General features: G+C 74.9%; 13 protein-coding genes and 1 riboswitch. Of the genes, 5 read left to right on the top strand and 8 right to left on the bottom strand.

Features of this window, described 5'->3' with window-relative positions; translation table 11 throughout:
- Nucleotides 1-3,756: non-ribosomal peptide synthetase (locus tag AA75_RS07345; RefSeq protein WP_149037993.1), on the bottom strand; the 3,756-nt coding region annotated here is incomplete at its 3' end.
- Nucleotides 3,757-3,770: 14 nt separating this feature from the next.
- Nucleotides 3,771-6,962 (bottom strand): non-ribosomal peptide synthetase, encoded by a 3,192-nt coding sequence (locus tag AA75_RS07340; RefSeq protein ID WP_158515455.1) that lies wholly within the window; start codon nt 6,960-6,962, stop codon nt 3,771-3,773.
- A 482-nt stretch (nt 6,963-7,444) separates the two neighbouring features.
- Between AA75_RS07340 and AA75_RS07335 the strand changes: the two genes are divergently transcribed.
- Nucleotides 7,445-8,464: a class I SAM-dependent methyltransferase gene (locus AA75_RS07335; protein ID WP_051811968.1), complete on the top strand. Its 1,020-nt coding sequence runs from the start codon at nt 7,445-7,447 to the stop codon at nt 8,462-8,464.
- Entirely contained in the window at nt 8,464-10,434 is a 1,971-nt protein-coding gene (locus AA75_RS07330; RefSeq protein WP_033818978.1) for an FAD/NAD(P)-binding domain-containing protein, read from the top strand. Before AA75_RS07335 ends, AA75_RS07330 begins: the two co-directional genes overlap by 1 nt.
- A gap of 49 nt (nt 10,435-10,483) precedes the next feature.
- Here the strand turns inward: AA75_RS07330 and AA75_RS07325 are convergent, their stop codons facing one another.
- The 4 genes from AA75_RS07325 to AA75_RS07310 all read right to left on the bottom strand — a co-directional run bounded on the left by AA75_RS07325 (nt 10,484) and on the right by AA75_RS07310 (nt 15,813).
- Nucleotides 10,484-12,775, bottom strand: a complete 2,292-nt coding sequence (locus AA75_RS07325) for an NB-ARC domain-containing protein (RefSeq protein ID WP_051811967.1) — start codon at nt 12,773-12,775, stop codon at nt 10,484-10,486.
- Between the two features lie 713 nt (nt 12,776-13,488).
- Nucleotides 13,489-14,631, bottom strand: a complete 1,143-nt coding sequence (locus AA75_RS07320) for a sulfite oxidase (RefSeq protein WP_233288950.1) — start codon at nt 14,629-14,631, stop codon at nt 13,489-13,491.
- Nucleotides 14,632-14,657: 26 nt separating this feature from the next.
- A complete protein-coding gene (locus tag AA75_RS07315) occupies nt 14,658-14,951 on the bottom strand; it encodes a hypothetical protein (RefSeq protein WP_033818977.1) in 294 nt (97 codons plus the stop codon).
- A gap of 55 nt (nt 14,952-15,006) precedes the next feature.
- Complete coding sequence (locus AA75_RS07310) at nt 15,007-15,813, bottom strand: VOC family protein (RefSeq protein WP_033818976.1); 807 nt, start codon at nt 15,811-15,813, stop codon at nt 15,007-15,009.
- Between the two features lie 224 nt (nt 15,814-16,037).
- Here AA75_RS07310 and AA75_RS07305 point away from each other — a divergent pair, with 224 nt between their 5' ends.
- Nucleotides 16,038-16,610: a universal stress protein gene (locus tag AA75_RS07305; RefSeq protein WP_051811966.1), complete on the top strand. Its 573-nt coding sequence runs from the start codon at nt 16,038-16,040 to the stop codon at nt 16,608-16,610.
- A 128-nt stretch (nt 16,611-16,738) separates the two neighbouring features.
- Nucleotides 16,739-17,743, top strand: coding sequence for a magnesium and cobalt transport protein CorA (locus tag AA75_RS07300; protein ID WP_051811965.1), 1,005 nt, complete (start codon nt 16,739-16,741; stop codon nt 17,741-17,743).
- A gap of 30 nt (nt 17,744-17,773) precedes the next feature.
- On the opposite strand, the gene AA75_RS07295 is transcribed toward AA75_RS07300, so the two are convergent.
- Together AA75_RS07295 and AA75_RS07290 are read right to left on the bottom strand one after the other, a co-directional pair.
- Nucleotides 17,774-18,940: a magnesium and cobalt transport protein CorA gene (locus tag AA75_RS07295; RefSeq protein ID WP_033818975.1), complete on the bottom strand. Its 1,167-nt coding sequence runs from the start codon at nt 18,938-18,940 to the stop codon at nt 17,774-17,776.
- 368 nt (nt 18,941-19,308) lie between these two features.
- A riboswitch (M-box (ykoK) riboswitch) is annotated at nt 19,309-19,483 on the bottom strand.
- 125 nt (nt 19,484-19,608) lie between these two features.
- Complete coding sequence (locus AA75_RS07290; protein ID WP_033818974.1) at nt 19,609-20,379, bottom strand: DUF4239 domain-containing protein; 771 nt, start codon at nt 20,377-20,379, stop codon at nt 19,609-19,611.
- Nucleotides 20,380-20,507: 128 nt separating this feature from the next.
- Between AA75_RS07290 and AA75_RS53420 the strand changes: the two genes are divergently transcribed.
- A partial coding sequence (locus AA75_RS53420) for a hypothetical protein (RefSeq protein WP_199520278.1) occupies nt 20,508-20,706 on the top strand: 199 nt, incomplete at its 3' end.

Raw genomic sequence — 20,706 nt, 5'->3', positions numbered from 1 at the left:
GGCCGCGAACGACGGGCCGCCGACGGGTGGCGGCACCGGCCGGCCGTCGGCGGCTGCGGCCAGCAGCCCGGCCAGGTCCGCGAGCAGGACCGGCCAGGAGGCCTCGTCCACCGCGAGCGGGTGGGCGGCCAGCAGCAGGAGGGAGGGCCGGCCGTCGCGCGGGAGCAGCGCCGCGTGCAGCGGCTGCCCGGAGGCGGGGTCGACGGCCGTGCGCAGGGCGGCCGCCGAGGCGGCCGGATCGGCCGGCCCGTCCGCCGAGGGACCGGCCACCCGCAGCGGTACCGGCAGTGTGCCTTCGGTCAGCGTCTGGCGCCAGGCCGTGCCGGAGCGTTCCACCCGTATCCGCAGCGCGTCGTGCCGGGCGGTCAGGGCGGCCAGGGCCTCGGCGAGCTGTCCGGCGGAGACCTCCGCGGCCAGTTCGAGGGCCCGGACCCGGGCGGTCAGGGCGGTCGCCGGCAGTTGGAGCAGCCGGTGCTGGCCGGGCGTCAGCGGGACCTCGCCGCCGGCGGCGGGCTGCGCGGTGGCCGGGGTGCCGCCGGCCGGGGTGTCGGCCTGCAGGGTGGCGGCGAGCGCGGCGATCGTCTGGTGGCGGAACATGTGCCGGACGGTGAAGGAGAGTTGGGCGCGGCGGGCGCGGGCGACCACCTGGATGCTCAGCAGCGAGTCGCCGCCGAGGTCGAAGAAGTTGTCGTGGACCCCGGCCTCGGTGATCCCCAGCACCTCGCACCAGATGGCGAGCAGTTCGCGCTCGGTCGCGGTGCGCGGTGCGGTGCGGTCCCGGCCGCTGCGGTCCCAGTCGGGCTGCGGCAGCGCGTTGCGGTCCACCTTGCCGCTGCTCAGCCGCGGCAGGTCGGCGAGCACCAGGACGGCGGCCGGCACCAGGTAGTCGGGCACCCGGTCGCGCAGGTAGGCGCGGACCGAGTCGGCGGTCACCCGGCCGGGCTCGCGGCCGCGGACGTAGGCGACCAGCTGCGGGCCGACGGCGGCGGGACCGTCGGTGCGCACCAGCACGACGGCCTCCTCGACCGCCGGGTCGCCGCGCAGCACGGTCTCCACCTCGCCGGGTTCGATCCGCAGGCCGCGGATCTTCACCTGGGCGTCGGCCCGACCGATGAACTCCAGCAGGCCGTCCGGGCGCCAGCGGGCCACGTCGCCGGTCCGGTAGAGCCGGCCGCCCGGGACGTCGGCGAACGGGTCGGGGACGAAGGACTCGGCGGTCCTGGTGGCCTGCCCGAGGTAGCCGAGCGCCAGCGGGGTCCCCGCGATGTGCAGTTCGCCCGGGACGCCGACCGGGGCCGGCTGCATCCGCTCGTCCAGGACGTAGATCCGGCAGCCCGGCATCGGGCGGCCGAGCGGGATGCGGACGGTCCCGGGGTCGCGCTCACAGGTCCACGCGGTCACCGCGATGGCGGCCTCGGTCGGCCCGTACAGGTGCAGCAGTTCGGCGGACAGCAGCCGGAAGAACTCGTCCCGCTGGCGGACCGTCAGGGTCTCCGCGCCGCACATCACCAGCCGCAGGCTGCGGCAGTCCTCGACGCCGGGCTCGGAGAGGAAGGCCTGCAGCATCGAGGGCACGAAGTGGGTGACGGTGATCTGCTCCCGGACGATCAGTTCGCGCAGGTACGCGGGGTCGCGGTGGCCGTCGGGGTCCGCCATCACCAGCCGGGCACCGGCCAGCAGTGGCCAGAAGAGTTCCTTGACCGAGACGTCGAAGGTGAACTGGGTCTTGTGCAGCAGCCGGTCCTCGGGGCCGAGCGGCCAGTCCCGCTGCATCCACAGCAGGTTGTTGACGATCGCTCGGTGGCCGACGCCGACGCCCTTGGGCCGGCCGGTGGAACCGGAGGTGTAGATCACGTAGGCGAGGCCGTCGGGGTGCACCGGCAGCCCCGGGGCGTCGCTGCGGGCGGACTTCTCGGCCGGGCTGTCGCCGTCCGGGGTGAGGGCCAGTACGGGCACGCCGTCCCCGGCGGCCGCGGCCAGCCGGTCGGCGAACCGGGCCTGGGCGAGCACGGCCGGTACCGCGGCGTCCTCGAGCAGGTGGCGCAGCCGCGCCTCGGGGTGGTCCGGGTCGAGCGGGAGGTACGCGGCGCCGGCCTTGAGCACGCCCAGCACCGCGACGATCATCTCGACCGAGCGCTGCGCGCACACCCCGACCACCGAGCCGGTGGTCACCCCGGCCCCGCGCAGCAGCCAGGCGGCGCGGTTGGCGCGTTCGTCGAGGGCCCGGTAGGTCAGGGTCCGCTGTCCGTCCTGGACCGCGACGGCGTCCGGGGTGCGCCGGGCCTGCTGTTCGACCAGCAGGTGCAGGGCGGTGGCGCTCTCCAGCTCGCCGCCGTAGCTGTTCCACTCCACCAGGGTGCGGTGCCGCTCGTCCTCGTCCAGGATCTCGATCTCGCTGATCCTGGTGTCGGGCGCGGCCGCCGCGGCCGACAGCGCGGTGCGCAGGTGGTGGGCCAGCCGGGCGACGGTGCCGCGGTCGAACAGGTCGGCGTTGAAGGCGATGGCGGCCCGGCTGCGGTCGCTGCCGATCTTGACCCGGAGGGTCAGGTCGAACTTGGCGGACGCGTCCTGGCGCCGGACCGTCCGCAGGTCGACCCCGGGCAGCGAGAGCTGCTCCCCGTCGTCGCCCTGGAACGCGAACAGCACCTGCACCAGCGGGTTGTAGCTGAGGTCGCGGGCCGGGGCGAGCTCCTCCACCAGCTGCTCGAACGGGGTGCCCTGGTGCTCGAAGGCGCCCAGGCAGGTCTCGCTGACCCGTTCCAGCAGCTCGGCGAAGGTCGGGTCGTCGCGCAGGTCGGCCCGCAGTACCAGGGTGTTCACGAAGAACCCGATCAGCTGGTCGAGTTCGGGCTGCCCGCGGTTGGCCGAGGGGGCGCCCAGCAGGAAGTCCCGGCGGCCGGTGTGCCGGGAGAGCACCAGTTGGAAGGCGGCCAGCACGGTCATGAACATCGTGACCCGGTGGGTCCGGCTCAGCGCCCGCAGCCGGTCGACCAGTTCCTGCGGGAGGTCGAACTCGTACAGGTCGCCGTGGTAGCTCTGCAGGGCCGGGCGCGGCCGGTCGGTGGGCAGCTGCAGGACGGGGGAGACGCCGGCCAGCTGGACCTTCCAGTAGTCCAGCAGCGCGGCGGTCTCCTCGCCGGGCTGGCCGGCGGCCTGCCAGAGCGCGAAGTCGCCGTACTGGACCGGTGGTTCGGGCAGGTCCGGCTCGGTGCCGCGGACCCGGGCGGTGTACAGCGCGCTGAGTTCGCGGTTGAGGACGCCGTGCGACCAGGCGTCGAAGACGATGTGGTGCACGCACAGCAGCAGCTGGTGCCGGCGTTCGCCGAGCCGCAGCAGCCGGCCGCGCAGCAGCGGTCCGGCCGCCAGGTCGAAGGGGGTCCGGGCGTGCTCGGCCTGGGCCCGGGCCAGCTCCTGCTCCTGGTCCTCGGCGTGGCGCAGGTCCTCCACCGGGAGGTCGAAGCCGGTCCACGGCCGGACGAGCTGCCGGGGGCCGTCCGGGGTCTCCTCGAAGACCGTGCGCAGGGCCTCGTGGCGCAGCACGATCCGGCCCAGTGACCACTCCAGGGCCGCCACGTCGAGGTCGCCGGTCAGCTCGGAGACCATCGGTACGTGGTAGGCGATGGACTCGGGCTCCAGCTGGGCCAGGAACCACAGACGCTCCTGCGCGAACGACAGCGGCAGCGGGCCGCTGGTGCGGCGGGGTTCGATCAGGCCGGTGGCCGTCGGCCGGTGCTCGCGCTGGCCGGGGTCGTTCATCTGGGGGCTCCTTGTCAGTTGTCGACGGGTGTGGTGGCGGTCCGGCCGTCCCCGGGGCCGGCCAGCAGCGGGGCGAGCCTGGCGATGGTCGGGGCGGCGAACAGCGTGCCGACGGTCACCCGGACGCCGAGGACGGCGGTGAGCCGGGCCGCGGCCCGGGCGGCGAGCAGCGAGTGGCCGCCCAGCTCGAAGAAGTCGGCGTGCACGCCGATCTGCTCGGTGATCCCGAGCACCTCGCCCCAGACCGAGGCCAGGGTGCGCTCGGTGGCGGTCCGCGGCAGCTGGTCGGCGGCGACCGCGGAGCGCGGCGCCGGCAGGCTCTTGCGGTCGATCTTGCCGTTGGACAGGTGCGGCAGGGAGTCCAGGACCTCGATGGCGGCGGGCACCAGGTAGTCGGGCAGCCGCTCGCGCAGGTACCCGCGCACCGCCCGTTCGGACGGGCCGTCGGTGCGGGCCCGCAGGTAGGCCACCAGGCGGGTGCCGAGTCCGTCGGTGCGGACCACCACCACCGCCTCGGTGACGCCCGGGTGCTCCCGCAGCGCCGCCTCCACCTCGCCGGGCTCGATCCGCATGCCGCGGATTTTGACCTGGTGGTCCCGCCGGCCGACGAACTCCACCGCGCCGCCGGGCAGGCGGCGCACCAGGTCGCCGGTGCGGTACAGCCGACCGCCCGGCCGTTCGCCGAACGGGTCCGGGACGAAGCGCTCCGCCGTCAGGTCGCCGCGGCCGGTGTAGCCGCGGGCGACCGGGGTGCCGCCGATGTGGAGTTCGCCGGTCACCCCGACCGGGACCGGTTCCATCCGCTCGTCGAGCACGTAGTAGGTGCAGTTCCAGACCGGTCCGCCGATCGGGGTGGCGCCCGTGGTGCGGTCCACCCTGGCGGTGGAGGCGTTGGCGGTGGTCTCGGTGGGGCCGTAGACGTTCCACACCTCGGTGTCCGGGAACACCCGCCGGATCCGGTTGACCAGTTCGCGGTCCACCCGCTCCCCGCCGAGCAGGAACCGCTTCAGCCGCCCGGTCAGGGCCCGGTGGGCGGCCGGGTCGCCGAACTCCAGGATCGCCTCGCACAGCGACGGGGTGCAGCCGACCACCACGTCGGTGCCGCGGCCGGCGAGCTGCCGGGTGAGTTCGGCCGGGTCGCGGACCACCTCGGTCGGCAGCAGCCACGCGGTCCGGCCGTTGAGCAGCGGGGTGAACAGCTGCTTGAGCGCGCCGTCGAAGGTCAGCCGGCTGATCACCGGGGTGGCGGGGTCCGGGTCGGGGATCAGGACGCCGCGCACCCAGGCCAGGTAGTTGCGCAGGCTGCCGTGGCTGACGGCGACCCCGTTCGGGCGGCCGGTCGAGCCCGAGGTGAAGATGACGTAGGCTAGGCCGTCCGGGTGCACCGGGACCTCGACGGCCGGCACCTCGCGCCCGGCGGCCTCGTCGAGGCCGCAGTCCTCCAGGCGGAGCGCTGCGCAGTCGAGGCCGGCCAGCCGGGGGAGCAGCGACTGCTGGGTGAGCACCAGCGCGGCCGCCGAGTCGCCGATCATCAGGGCCAGCCGCTGCGCCGGGCTGTCGGCGTCCAGCGGGACGGCCGCGCAGCCGGCCCGCAGCACCGCCAGCACGCTCACCACGAAGTCGGGTGACGGCTCCAGCAGGACGCCGACCCGGGTGTCCGGCCGCAGGCCGCGTTCCAGCAGCCGCCCGGCGAGTGCGTTCACCCGGCGGTCCAGTTCGCGGTAGGTCAGGGTGCGGCCGGCGCATTCGACCGCGGGTTCCCCGCCCCGTTCGGCGGCGTGCCGTGCGACCGCGCGGGCCACGTCCTCGGTGTCGGGCAGGTCGATGCGGGTGCGGTTGAACCCGGCCAGTGCCTGCTGCCGTTCCGCGCCGGCCAGCAGGGGCAGTTCGTCCACCGGCGTGCCGGGCCCGGCGGCCATCGCGGTCAGGACGGTCAGCCAGTGCCCGGCGAGCCGGACCACGGTGGCCCGGTCGAACACCTTGCTCTGGTAGGTCAGTGTCAGCCGGACCCCGGCGGCGGTCTCGGCCACCTGGCAGGCCAGCTCGAACGGGGCCAGGTCCTCGCCGCCGTCCAGCAGTTCGATCCGCAGTCCGGCGGCGTCCGCCGGCTGCGGGCCGGCCGGCTGCGGTGAGCACACCACCTGCAGCAGCGGCATCCGGCCGGGGCTGCGGGCGAAGTCCAGGGCGTCCGCCAGCCGGTCGTACGGGAAGCCCGGGTGTGCGGCGGCCTCGGCGCGGGACTCCCGTACCCGGCCGAGCAGTTCGGTCACCGTCGGGCGGCCGCGCAGGTCGGCCCGCAGCGGCAGCAGGGTGTCGTGGCGGCCGACCGCCGGGCGGCCGGCCGGGCTGTGGACCGTCCCGACCAGGAAGGCCTGCTGCCGGGTGTGGCGGGCGAGGACCACCTGCAGTGCGGCCAGCAGCACGTCGAACGGGGTGCAGCCGGCGTCCGCCGCCAGCGACCGCAGGGCGGCGCTCTGGTCGGCGGTGAGCTCCACCGTCTCGCGTTCGCCGCGGAAGTCGTGGTTGTCGCGCTGCGGGCGGTCGACCGGCAGGTCCAGCAGGGCCGGGGCACCCGCCAGAAGCCCGTGCCAGTACTCCTCGTCGAGCCGGCCGCGGGACGGCTGCGCGGTGACGGGCTGCGCGGGGGCGGAGGGTGCGGCGGATCCGGCGCCGGCGGCGTAGTGCCGCACCAGCGAGGCGTGCAGGGCGGCGCGCGAGCGGTCGTCGCTGCGCAACCGGTGGGTGCTGATCATCAGCACGTGGTGGTCCGGGGCGAACCGCACCAGCACCGCACGCGCGGCCGGTGCCACGGCCGGGTCGAAGCGCCGCCGCCGTTCCCGTGCGGCCAGCTCGGCCAGGACCACCGCGGGCTCACCGGCCGCGTCGACCAGCGACAGCGGCGGCGACCAGCCCGGCACCGGCGCCTGGCCGGCCACGCCTTCGCGGGTGGTGAACACCGCTCCCAGCGAGGGGTGTTCGGCGAACAGCGCGGCGAGCGCCGAGCGCAGGACGGGGAGCTCCAGTGCGCCGCGCAGCCGCATGAACACCGGACTGGTGTGGATCGGCAGTTCCGGGTGGTTCCGGTCCAGCCACCACCAGTACCGCTGGGCGGCCGTCAGCGGCCGGAAGGCGGGCTCGGCGACGGCGGGCTCCCGCCGGCCGGCCGGGCCGGCCTCCCGCGGGGCCGCAGTTGTCTGCTCGGTCATCGCCACCATCCGTGTCAGGGCCGTCCGGGCGGCCGGTCCTTGGTTCGGCGGCGCCCCGGCCCTCGGCCTGGGCGCCGGCCGGCCGGGGGTGCCGCACTCGTCCTCCGCAGCCAAACAGGCGGGTGGGTCGGCCGGCATCGGTGGATCACCGTACGGTCGGGCGGCGGCGATACCGTACGGTCCGCCCTGCCCGGTTACGGTCACCGTGGCCGCGGGCCGCTCGGCGCGGGTCCCGCGGCCAGCGAACGCCCAGGTGGGAGGCGGTCGCTGAGGTGTGATCAGGGCGGCGGGCGGGGCCCGGTACGGCCTCGGCCGGCCCTGGCCGCGCCGGACGGCCGCGGTTAGCGTCCGGGACGACGAACCCTTCGAGGACCTTCCACCGCCACCGTCCGGCGGCGGAACGCGGCACCCGTCCGCGGGCCGCCCCCGACGGCCGGACCTCCTTGCTCTTTGGCGTAACGACGGAGAAAGCGAGGCGCGCCATGGACACCACGGCGACCACCCCCACCAGGGGAGACGACCTGCCCGCCCAGCTCGAACGGCTGGGCCGGGAACACCCCCGGCTCCTCGACCGGCTCGACCAGGACCTGGTCGCGGCCTGGGCCGAGGACCTGCGGCGGGCGGCGGGCGGGCGCGACGACTTCGGGCCCGCCGCCGCGGGCGGCCGCGGCGAGCGCTACGTCCGCGCCCAGCAGGACCGGTTGATGACCCGGGCCCACGGCATCGACCAGCTGCTGCGGCTGATCTGCGACCCGGCCGAGCAGCGCGGACAGGTGGTGCTGGACCTGCTCGGCGGCGACGGCCTGGTGCGCCGGGTGGCGGGGCGGACCGGCCACCACGGTCTGTCCATCATGACCTGCGACCTGTCCCCGCTGATGGTCGAGGCCGCCTGGGAGGCCGGCCTGCCGGCGGTGCTGCAGAGCGCCTCGCGCCTGCTGTTCCGCTCCGGGTCGGTCGACGGCGTGCTGCTCGCGTACGGGACGCACCACCTGCCGGAGTCCGACCGCCTGCTCGCGGCCGAGGAGTCGCTGCGGGTGCTGCGCCCGGGCGGGGTGTTCGTGATGCACGACTTCGAGGTCGGCGGCCCGATGGACGTCTGGTTCGAGCAGGTGGTGGACCGGTACTCCGCCACCGGGCACCGCTTCGCCCACTTCACCCGGGAGGAGCTGACGGCCTGCCTGGACAAGGCGGGGTTCGAGGACGTCCGGGTGGTCGAACTGGCCGACCCCTACCGGGTGGTGGCCGACTCGCCGCGCGCGGCGGATCTGGGCATGGGCCGCTACCTGCTCGACATGTACGGGCTGGTCGGCCTCGAGGACTCGCTCGGCGCCGAGCGCGCCGAGGAGTGGACCGTGCAGCGGGCGCGTGAGGTGTTCGGTGTCCCCGGGCCGGACGGCGTCCGGCCCGTGATCGAGCCGCGGCGCGACCCGGGGACCGGCGGCTGGCACCTCGAGGTGCCGCGCCGGGCCCTGGTCGCCGTGGGCCGCCGACCGGAGCGGTGATGGGCGGCCGGCCGTTCTCGATCGCCGTCATCGGTGCCGGGCCCCGCGGCCTGTCCGTCCTGGAGCGCCTGTGCGCCCGGGAGCGGACCGCCCGGCGGCATCCCGAGGTCACCGTCCACCTGATCGATCCGTACCCGCCGGGCGCCGGGGCGGTCTGGCGCACCGACCAGTCCCGTCACCTGCTGACCAACACCGTCGCCTCGCAGATCACCGTCTACGCGGACGACAGCGTGCTGATCGACGGCCCGGTCGAACCGGGTCCGAGCCTGTACGAGTGGGCGGCCGCCCTGGTGCGCGGCGACGGGCAGGGCCAGGACGACCAGACCCTGGCCGAGGCCCGGGACCTGACCCCGGACTCCTACCCGAGCCGGGCGTTCTACGGCTGCTACCTGCGGGCCGCCTTCGAGCGGGTGACCGCCCGCGCGCCCGGCCACGTCCGGGTGCTCGTGCACGCCGCGCGCGCGGTGGCCGTCGCGGACGCGCTCGGCGTGCCGGGCGGCCCCCAGCGGGTGCGGCTGCAGGACGGCAGCTGGATCGACGGGCTGGACGCCGTGGTGATGGCGCAGGGCCACCTGCCCGCCCGGCCGACCCGGCAGGAGGAGCGGATCGCCCGGCTGGCCCGTGCCCACGCGCTGACCTACCTCACCCCGGCCAACCCGGCCGACGTGGACCTGACCGTGATCGCCCCGGGCGAGCACGTCCTGCTCCGCGGCCTCGGGCTGAACTTCTTCGACTACGTCGCGCTGTTCACAGTGGGCCGCGGCGGCACCTTCGTCCGGGCGGAGCCGGCCGGGGCGCCGGGCGACGGGCCCGGACGGCTGGTCTACCGCCCGTCCGGGCAGGAGCCGGTGCTGTACGCCTGCTCGCGCCGCGGCATCCCGTACCACGGCCGCGGCGAGAACCAGAAGGGCCCGTACGGCCGCCACCTGCCGCGTCTGCTGACCCCCGAGCGGGTGGCCGGGCTGCGCCGCGGCGGCGGGCTGCGCTTCCGCGAGCACCTGTGGCCGCTGATCGCCGCCGAGGTGGAGGCGGTCTACTACGGCACGCTGCTGGCGTCCCGCGGCCGGGCGGCCGAGCGCGAGTCGTTCACCGCCGAGTTCCTGGCGGTGCGCCCGGACGGCGCGCACGCCGGGGTGCTGGACCGTTACCGGATCGACCCCGCCGAGCGCTGGGACTGGGACCGGATCACCGCCCCGCACCGCGGCCGCGAGTTCGCCGGCCGCGAGGACTACCGCGCCTGGCTGCTGGACCACCTGGCCGAGGACCTGCGGCAGGCCCGCGCGGGCAACGTCGCCAGCCCGCTGAAGGCCGCCCTGGACGTGCTGCGCGACCTGCGCAACGAGGTCCGGCTCGCGGTCGACCACGCCGGCCTGGACGGCGACTCGCACCGGGATGACCTGGAACGCTGGTACAACCCGGTCAACGCGTTCCTGTCGATCGGACCGCCCGCCGCCCGGATCGAGATGATGATCGCGCTGATCACGGCGGGCGTGCTGGAACCGCTCGGCCCGGTCGACGGGATCGAGGTCGACACCGGCCTCGGCCGGTTCACCGCGGCCTCCGCGGCCGTGCCCGGGCCCGCGGTGCGGGCCACCGCGCTGGTCGAGGCCCGGCTGCCCGAACCGGACCTGCGGCGCACCGCCGACCCGCTGCTGCTGCACCTGCTGCGCACCGGCCAGGCGGTGACCCACCGGGTCCCGTCGGCCGCCGGCGACGGCCACGAGACCGGCGGCCTGGCGATCGAGGAGGGCACCTTCCGCCTGCTCGACGCGCGCGGGTCGGCGCACCCGCGGCGGGTCGCCTACGGCGTCCCCACCGAATCGGTCCGCTGGGCCACCGCCGCCGGGATCCGGCCCGGCGTCAACTCGGTGACGCTGTGCGACTCCGACGCCGTCGCCCGGTCCGTGCTGGCACTGCCCGCGGCGGCGGCGCCGCTGCCGCGCACGCCTCGGACGGAGGTCGCCACCTGAGCCGGGCGGGCGTCCGCGGCCCCCGCGGCGGACGCCCGCCCACCGGCACTCAGCAGCAGCCCGACCGCTCCAGCGCCTTGCGCAGTCCGTCCACCCGGGGGTCGTCCAGCTCGCCGTAGGTCTCCAGCGCGGCCGACCAGGACACCACCGCCCGTTCCTTCTGGCCGAGTTCGAACAGGATGTCGCCCTGCCGGGCGAACGCCTCCGCGGCGCCCCACTCGTCGTTGATCCGCCGGTGCAGGTCGACCGCCAGCTCGGCGTAGCGCAGCGCCTGCTCGCTGTCCCCCCGGGTCAGGTAGATCGCGGCCATCCGGATCAGGCTGCGCCCCTGCCGCTGGTAGTCCCGGATCTCCTCGCTGATCTGCAGCGAGTCCCGGGCGGCGGCGAGGGCGGTGTCGGATCTTCCGGTCCGGTTGTCGATGTCGCACAGGGTGCCGAGTGCGGCGGCCTGGCCCTCGTGGTTCTCGACCTCGCGGAAGATCTCCAGCGCCTCGGCGGCGCAGGCGTACGCGCCCGCCAGGTCGCCGGTGTCCCGGACGTTGATCGCGTACCCCTCCAGCGCCCAGCCCTCCCCGCACCGGTCGCCGAGTTCCCGCAGGATCTCCAGCGCCTCCTCGCAGAGCCGGCCGCACCTGGCGCTGTCGCGCAGCCACCAGTAGGCGTAGGCGAGATGGGTCTTGACCCAGCCGAGGGCCTGCGCCCAGCCGGTCTCCTGCGCGGCCCGCTGGGCGAGTTCGTGCGTGGCGACCCAGGTCGACCAGGGCTTGCGCAGGATCAGGTAGTCGAACAGCCGCAGGGCCAGCACCACCACGGTCTCGTGGAACCCGTGTTCCGCCGCCAGTTCGGTCACCGGCACCAGGTTCGGCAGCTCGGCGTCGCACCAGCGCAGCGCGGCCACCTCGTCGGCGAACGGCGCGGGGTCGATCCGTGGGGCCGCGGTCCGCGGCCGGAGCCAGTTCAGGCTGGAGCGGAACGGTGCCAGCTGCAGGTGGGTGGCGGTCACCATGCCCACGTACCAGTCGGTCATCCGCCGGACGGCCCGGCGGCAGTCCTCCGCGGTGTCGTCCGCCCGGGAGCGCTCGGCGGCGTACAGCCGCAGCAGTTCGTTCAGCCGGTACCAGCCGTCGTCGTCGCGCTCCAGCAGGTGCATCCCGTGCAGCTTCTCCAGCAGCGACGCGGTCTGCGGCACCGGGCGGCCGACCAGGGCGGCGGCGCACTCGCGGTTCAGCCGGACCCCGGGGTGCAGGCTCAGCAGGCGGAAGGTGCGCCGGCACTCCTCGTCCAGCTGCCGGTACGACCAGGAGAAGACCGCCCGGACGGCGATCGCGTCGTCCGGGGAGAGCAGTTCGAGCAGTTGCCCCTCGGCGACCAGGTCGTCCAGCAGCCGGCCGAGACTGAGGGTGGGACTCATCAGGATCTGCTCGGCGACGATCCTCAGCGCCAGCGGGAGGTGGCCGCACAGCCGGGCCAGCTCGCCCAGCGCCTTGGCCTCCCGGTCCGCCCGCTGCGGGCTGATCACGGTGCGCAGCAGCTGGCAGGACTCCTCGCCGGACAGCGGTTCGAGGGTGACCCGGCCGGCGTGGGTGCGGACGGCCATCGCGAACAGCCGGCTGCGGCTGGTGACCACCACCACGCACTCGCTCGACCCGGGCAGCAGCGGTTCGACCTGCGGGAAGTCCGCGGCGTTGTCGAGCACCACCAGGATGCGCCGGCCGGCCAGGATCGAGCGGTACAGCCCGGCCCGCTGGTCGGTCCCGTCGGGTATCTCGCCCACCGGCACGCCGAGCGCGACCAGGAACTTCTCCAGTACGTCCTCGGGCAGCACGTGGGCGGCCTTGCTGGAGTAGCCGTGCAGGTCGATGTAGAGCTGTCCGTCCGGGAACTGCGGTGCCACGTCGTGCGCCCAGCGCAGCGCCAGCGCGGTCTTGCCGACGCCCGGCGGGCCGTCGATCGCGACGACCCGGGGGACGCCGGTGCGCACCGCGCCGGTGAGGGCCGCGTCGAGCTGTCCGAGGGCGGCCTCCCGGCCGACGAACCCGGCGGTGGCGCCCGGCAGTTGGGCGGGCCGGACGAGATGGGCGGCGACCGGCGCCGGGGCCCTGTGGGCGGCCGGGTGCGCCGCGGCCAGGGCCACCAGCCGGCCTCCGGCCTGGAGCACCTCGTCGCACCGGCGGGCCAGGTCGGCCGACGGCTGGCGGCCGTTCTTGATCTTGCTGAGCCAGCCGGCCGTGTATCCGACCCGCTGGGAGAGTTTGCGCCAGGAGAGCTGACGTTCGATCAGGAGTGCTTCCAGCTCCTCACCGAACGACCGTGCCCCCGCCGGCCTGACCGGATCCTGCATCCCCCGTGGCCCCGTCATCAGATCTGACGGCCGGCCGGTGTGCCGCCGGTGCGCGGTTCGGCCGGGCCGCCCCGGCGTGCGGCCTGGCGTGCTCGCCGATGGGGATCGTGCGGCCGGTGGACCCTGGCTTGCGTCATGCGGCTGGTTCCTTTGCTGTGGCAGGTGCTGCGCGGGTGCGCGCAGGGACGCCGACACCCGTCCGCACCGCCGCGCCGACGCGGCGGGGTGCGATGGGTGTGCAACGGACGGCCGCCCCCGCTGGCTTTCCGGTTTCTTTAGCTGGATATTGCGCTTATTTATGAATGGCGATAATTGTTCGACTTATCGTACGCCATCGTAACCCGCCCATAGTGGGGGTGCAAGGCAATTAGGTGTGTACCCGTCAAATGAGATCGGATGATTTGACCGGTTCACCGGGTTTTGGTGGAGCTCCGACCCTTTGGAATTCTTTGTCCGGTAAGGTCCGGCCCGCATGGTCCCATTTGCCGGTCTCCCTTGGCCTGGAGGGCCGGAGATGCCCGCGCGCCCGGTTTCATGAAAATCGCCGGGCCGGGCCGGATGTGGAATGGGAATGCGTTCGGCCGGCCCCGAATGGCGGCCGGAACGCTCGGCGGCACCTGATCGTGCCGGACCCCACCGAATTCCTGTGTTCCGTTTCGGCGGGTGCGGCCGGCCGCACCGAATCCGCGGGCCGCCCCGCCTCGTCGACCGGGTCACAGACAGACCACGGGCACCCGCTGGACCGCGTTGTTGCCGAAGCCGCCGCGGTTCCATTCCGCATCGAGAGGCTGGCCGTGCTGCGCGGCGTCGTGGGCGCGGGCACCGAGCCGGTGGCGGCCGGGCGTCGCGGTCCACGGGTAGTGCCAGTGCCGCCAGGCCCACGGGTGGCGCGGGTCGGCCGGGGCGAGCTCGGCCTCGTGCCAGCTGCGGCCGGAGTCCGTACTGACCTCGACCCGGGTCACCGGGGCGTGCCCGGACCAGGCCCGGCCCTCCAGCAGGACCCGGCCGGGCCGCACCACCCGGGTGCGTGACATGAAGTCCGGCATCCCCGGCGGGACCAGCAGGGCCCGCGGCGCGATCCGGGTCACCGGCTCGCCGGGGTCGTCGGGGGAGCGCCGGTAGCGGTACGCGACGGCCTGCTGGAAACCGGTGAACGGGGTGTCGGTCAACTCGATCCCGCACAGCCACTTCACGCTCGCCATCCCGTACCAGCCCGGGACGACCAGCCGCACCGGGTGGCCGTGCTGCGGCGGCAGCGGCTGCCCGTTCATCGCGTACGCGACCAGCACCGGCCGGTCCTCGGCCAGCGCCACCGGCAGCGGCAGGCTGCGCCGGTAGTCCTGCTCGACCCCGCGCTCGATCCCGTGGTCGGCGCCGGTGAACACCGCCTCGACGGCCTCCGGCGCGGGCCGGGCCTGCGCCAGCAGCACCCGCAGCGGCACACCCGTCCAGTCCGCCGTGCCGACCGCGCCGTCCAGCCAGGGCTGGCTCACCGGCCGCGGCGACAGCAGCGCCCGCCCGTTGCCGGCGCACTCCAGCGTCACCCGGGCGGTGACGGCGGGCAGCGCCCGCAGCGCCGCGAGGTCCAGCCGCAGCGGGGTGCGGCAGCGGCCCGCCACGGTGAGCCGCCACCCGGCGTCGTCGGCGCCGGCGACGGCGACGGCGGGGATGTCGTAGTGGGTGAGGACGTAGTGCAGGCCCGCGGGTGTCACCTCCGCGCGCAGGGCCTCCAGCGGCAGCGCGTGGTTGCGGGCGGCGAGCGCCAGCTCGTCCGCGCCGATCGCCTCGTCCGGTCCGGCGACCCTGGCCGGGCTGCTCACCTCGGCGGGGTACCGGCCGGGATGCCCGGCGTCCACCTGCCCATTCTCGCCCCCGGATGGGCTCACGGCCCGCCGGTGTCCGCCGTCATCGGCAGGACGGCGCCGTCCAGCTCCAGTTCGCAGCGCAGCTCCGGCGCGCCCGGGGCCGGGCGGTCGATCCGGACCAGGAAGGCGCCGGGGCGCCCGGGCAGCACCCCGCAGAGGGTGCGCGGCAGCACGCCCGGCCCGTGGGCGCGGTGGAAGGCGATCTCCCGCCCGTCGACCAGCAGTTCGGTCTCGGTGATCCAGCCCGAGCGGATGTTCACCGTGACCGAGTGGCCCGCCCGGTCCAGGTGGAAGCTGTGACGACGGCGCACGGCACTCCGTCCTGCGGCGGGCGGGGCCGCGGCCCCGCCCGGTCGGCTCGGCAGGTCAGCCCTGGGCGGGCGGTGCGGGCCGCAGGACGACGAAGTCCGCGCCCGCCGGGTCGAGGCAGACGGCCAGCCGGCCGACGCCCGGTACGTCCTCGGGGCCCATCTGCACGCTGCCGCCGTTCCCGGTCACGGTGGCGACGGTCGCGTCGCAGTCCTCGACGGCGAACACCGGGTGCCAGTACGGCTTGCCGCCGTTGAGCGCCAGGTACTCGGCGGGCAGCTGCATCAGGCCGCCCTGCATCCGGTCCTGGCCGAGCCCCTGCGGGGTGATGATCCAGTACGTGCCCCCGTCGCCCGGCATCGGCATCGCCGCGGTCCGCCAGCCGAGCAGCTCGCCGTAGAAGGTCTTCGCCGCCTCGGCGTCGGTGGTGTACAGCTCGGTCCAGTTCAGCGTGCCCGGGCCGTCCACCGCCTCCAGGCCGGACCGGCCGCCGACCTGCTGCCAGAGCGCGAACTGGCCGCCCTGCGGGTCGGTGAACTGGCCCATCCGCCCGTCCTCGCCGGCGTCCATCGGGGCGACCCGGACCGTGCCGCCGAGGCGCTCGACGGTCTTGGCGGCGGCGTCCACGTCGGCGGTCTTGAAGTAGAGCATCCAGGCGGAGCGGGCCCCCTGCTCGGTGAGCCGGCCGATGCCGCCGACCAGCTTCCCGCCGTGGTGCAGGGCCAGGAACCCGCCGGTGTCCTCGCCGAAGGACTGCGTCTGCCAGCCGAACACGGCGGAGTAGAAGGCACCCGCCGCGTCGACGTCGGGCGCACCGAGGTCGAGCCAGACCGGGGAGCCCGTCGCAAAGTCAGTGGTGATCATGGTGTCTCCGTTCGCGGATCGCTGTCGGAGCCAGCCTGGCACCCGGTACGGACGGTCGCGCGTCGGCGCGGCGGGCCCGCCGCGCGGTGTGCCCGGCGGCCCGGGACGCCGTCAGGGAGGCGTTCGGAGAGCGGCACGCGCCGTCAGGGAAATGTCAGGGACCGGCCGGGAGGCCGCCCGAGGGCTTTGGCTGGACCCCGTTCGAACGGACGAAGGAGCGGGACATGGCGGAGCCGGGCATCGACGGCGCAGCGGTGGCGCACGGGCGTCGCATCGTGGTGGGTGTCGGCGGATCACTGGGCAGCCTGGCGGCGCTGCACCGGGCCGTCGCCGAGGCGGCCCGCACGGACGCCGAGGTGCTGGCGGTGCTGGCCTGGGCGCCGCAGGGCGGTGAGCACGGCTACCGGCTGGCGCCCTGCCCGCCGCTGCTGTCCCTGTGGCGCGACGCCGCGGCCCACCGGCTGGCGCAGGCGCTCGACGATGCGTTCGGCGGGATGCCGGCCGGGGTCCGGCTGACCGCCGAGGCGGTCCGCGGCGACACCGGCGGGGTGCTGGTGCGGACCGCCGACCGGGCCGGCGACCTCCTGGTGGTCGGGGCGGGCGGTGGTCTGCTCCACCGGGGTCTGCGCCCGTCGGTGACGGCGTACTGCGTCCGCAGGGCGCTCTGCCCGGTGCTGACCGTGCCGAGGCCCGCCCTCCAGCAGGACCTGGCCGAGCTGCACCGCCGCGGACGCCGGCACCTCGGCCCCGACGGGTGGCATCGGCGGCCGCCGGTCGGGCTGACCGGGAGCCGCTGAGCGGGGGCCCGCTGACCGGCGGTCCCGGCGGTCCCGCAGGTCCCCGCTTCGCCGACGGGGAGGCGGCGGGTAGGTTGGCGGGCCGAGGGCGGGCGGCACCGGGCCGGGTCCGATGGGGTGGTGGCGTGATGGACTCGCGGACGGTCGTGGACTGTGCGCTGTACGAGGACGGCCGCAGGATGCCCGGCGAGGTGGACCTCGCGGCCGTGGCCGGGCAGCTCGCCGAGCGGCCGGACCGGTTCGTCTGGATCGGGCTGTACGAGCCGACCGCCGAGCAGTTCGCCGAGATGGCGGGCGCGTTCGCGCTGCACCCGCTGGCCGTCGAGGACGCCGTCCGCGCCCACCAGCGGCCCAAGCTGGAACGCTACGGGGACACGCTGTTCCTGGTGCTCAAGACGATCGTCTACGTCGACCACGACCGGGTGACCGCCACCGCCGAGATCGTCGACACCGGCGAGATCATGGTGTTCGCCGGGCCCGGCTTCGCCATCGTGGTGCGGCACGGCAGCGCGCCGGGACTGGCCGGGGTGCGGCGGGAGCTGCAGTCCGCGCCGGAGCTGCTGGCGCTCGGACCGGTGGCCGTCCTGCACGCGGTCGCCGACCACGTGGTCGACCGGTACCTGGAGGTCGCCGACGCCTTCGAACGGGACGTGGAGGAGCTGGAGACCGCCGTCTTCTCGCCCGAACGCACCGACGACGCCGGCCGGATCTACCAGCTCAAGCGCGAGCTGATGGAGTTCAAACGCGCCGTGGTGCCGCTGGGCGGGCCGCTGAAGCGGCTGACCGACGGCTCACTGCCGGGCCTGCCGGCCGGCCTCACCGCCTACCTGCGGGACGTCGCCGACCACCACGCCCAGGCCAAGGAGCGGATCGCCGCCTTCGACGAGCTGGTCTCCTCTGTCCTGGACGCCAGTGTGGCCCGGCTGTCGCTGCAGCAGAACACCGACATGCGCAAGATCAGCGCCGGGGCAGCCCTGGTCGCGGTGCCGACCATGGTGGTGGGCATCTACGGCATGAACTTCGACCACATGCCGGAGCTGCGGTGGACGTACGGCTACCCGGCGGTGCTGGCGCTGATCGTGACCGTCTGCGTGGTCGCCTTCCGGGCGTTCCGCCGCAACGACTGGCTCTGACCGGCGCCCGCCCGGCCGCGCCGCCGCCCGCTACAGCCAGTCGCGGCGCTTGAAGACCAGGTACAGGCTGCCGCAGACCAGCGCCATCAGGCCGATCGCGAACGGGTAGCCGAACGCCCACTTCAGCTCCGGCATCTCGGTGAAGTTCATCCCGTAGACGGTGCCGATCAGGGTCGGGGCGAACAGGATGGCGGCCCAGGAGGAGATCTTCTTGATCTCGTTGTTCTGGGCGTGCCCGGCCTCGGCGAGCTGCTTCATCTCCTCGTTCTGGGCCTGCGAGACCAGGGTGGCGTTGACCGTGAGGATGTTCTGCAGCATCTGCCGGAAGCCGTCGACCCGCTCGGCCGCGGTGGTCGCGTGGTCGGCGACGTCGCGCAGGTAGCGCCGCAGCTCCTCGTCGGTGCCGTACTTCTCGAAGCCGGCCTCCAGGCTGCCCATGATGTCCAGCAGCGGGCGGGTGGCCCGCTGGAACTCGATCACCTCGCGGGAGAGCTCGTAGATCCGGCGGGAGACGCCGGGGTCGCCGCCGAACACCTCCGTCTCGATCTCGTCGATGTCGTGCTGCAGCCCGGCGATCACCGGCGCGTAGCCGTCGACCACCGCGTCCAGTACCGCGTACAGCACGGCCTCGGGGCCGAGCGCGAGCAGCTCGGGGTCGCCCTCCAGCCGGCGGCGGACCGCGGACAGGTCGGGGGACTGCGAGTGCCGGACGGTGACCACGAAGTCAGGGCCGACGAACAGGTGGATCTCGCCGAAGTCGACCGCCTCGTCGTCGTCCAGGTAGCGGGCGGCCCGCAGCACCACGAAGAGGGTGTCGCCGTACCGCTCCAGCTTGGGCCGCTGGTGGGCGACGATGGCGTCCTCGACGGCCAGTTCGTGCAGGCCGAAGCGCTCGGCGGCCTCGGTGAGCTGGGCCTCGGCCGGGCGCAGCAGGCCGATCCAGGCCATCGTGCCGGGCTTGCCGGGGATCTGCTGGTAGATCTCGGCCAGGCTGCTGGGCGCCTCGACCCGGTGCCCGTCGCGGTAGACCGCGGCGTCCACCACGGACCGCTCCAGGGTGGTCGCGGCGCCCCGCTGCTCGGGCCTCGGGTCCATCGAGTGTTCGGGGGCGAGCACCACTTCCGGGCGGGCCGTGGCGGCGGGACGGCTGAACGGACGCTTGCTCGCGCGCACCGCGCGCACACGCCAGTCGGACATGGCAGGAACCTCCACGGATCGTGGTCCGCCGCGGACCGACGGCGCGCTGCCGCGCGAGGGCGGCGGGCCACGGGCAGGAAGGCGGAGAGGGGCCGCCCCGGCCGTGGCCGGGCACGCCCGCACGGCGGCGCACCCGAGGGCGGACCGCGGCGGCGGTCAGTCCCGGAGGGAGCCGGGGGCGGGGGACGTGCGGCGGACGGGGCACGGGACGCAGGACGTGAACGGGGTCATCCCGGGGTGGGGCCGACTTCGGCCCGGACTACTGCACTCCACCGCTCTCACCTCCTCGCCGCCGGGGCGCCCGCGGGGGCGCCGGATCGCGCACACAGGAGATTCCCCCGGGCAGCACGGATACGCCCGCCGACCGGGTGGCACCCCTGAACTCGTCAGAGCTTTGGCACGCCACGGCGTAGCACCCCTGGGGTGCAGCCACTTGGGGTCACCCCTTAGGCCGGGGAGACCTGTCCTGAACCTGGGCGTCTCTCGACGTCGTGGGGTCAGTGGCCTGTGTCCGTGGCGACGCCTCACCGAACGAGGTGCCTGCACAACTGCGCACCAGTCTAGCCCCGGCGCGTGGGGCCCCCGACCACCGGCGCCCCCCGCCGCGGTGCGGCGAGGGGCGTTGGTGCAGATCCGTTTCGCCCACCGGGGCGGCCGTCACAGGGCGGTCAGCCCGACCCGCCGAGCTGCGGGAACAGGTCCAGGAACGGCTGGGTGGTCACCGAGATGCCACGGCCGAACGGGTCGTCGAAGTCCCAGATCAGGAAGAGCAGGAACCCGATCAGCGCACTGAACACGCCCGCCAGGAACAGCTCGCGGCCGGAGCGGCGGATCTGCAGCGTGAAGATCATGCCGACGGTGACCAGCGCACCGACGATCAGGCCGAACCACACCACCCCCGGCATGGTCGGGCCGGTGCTCTGGCCGCGGGAGTTGCGGGTCTCGTCGGCGATCGCGATCCGGTCCAGGATCGGCTGGTAGGTCTGGGCCTCCAGGTCGTTCTGCGGGGTCCGGCCGGCGGCGTCCGCGCGCAGCTTGGCCAGCAGCTCGGTGCCGCGCGGTGAGATCTCGCCCTGCTCCTCCATGTGCGTCCACTCGGTGTCGACGACGAAGGACACGTACGCGTCGACGTCGGACCGCAGCTGGTCGCGGAAGTCCGCGGGGTAGACCTGGGCGCGTTCGCTCACCTCGTGCAGGGACTGTGCCTCCCGCAGGATGTCGTCCTGGGCCGCGCTGCGGGCCTCCCACACGCCCGCGATGGCGAGCCCCAGGACGATCGCGTAGACCACGCCGATCATCATCGTCATGTACTCGATGACGTCGGGGGTCTCCGTCGGGTCGTCGTCATCGGCGACCCGACGGTGTCTCAGTAAGACGACCGCCACGACGACGGCGCACGCCGCCAGCATGGCGATCGCCAGGGCCAACCACTCCGACATGGGCACACTCCAGTCCGGGAAATCGACGGTCAACGTGGTCGTGCCGGTCTCAGGACCGGCTGCTCCGGCCGCCGCGGGCGGTCCGTGAGCGGGGCTTGAGCGCCGCGGCGGCGAGCACCGCCGGGACGGTGACCAGCAGCATCGTGGTGGTCGGCGGCGTGCTCTGGTGCCGCTTCGGCTCCGGGGCGGGGGCCGGCGGGGGCAGCCGGACCGCCTTGGGCGCCGGCGGCGGCGTCGGCGCGGGCGGGCTGGGCTCCGGTACGGGAGCGACCGCCTCGGGCGTCGGCCGGCTGGGCGTGGGCGCCGGGGGACGCGGCGTGGGCCTGC

The organism is Kitasatospora sp. MBT63, assembly GCF_000710465.2.
Taxonomy (GTDB): domain Bacteria; phylum Actinomycetota; class Actinomycetes; order Streptomycetales; family Streptomycetaceae; genus Kitasatospora.
This window is presented reverse-complemented; position numbering and strand designations above follow the sequence as displayed.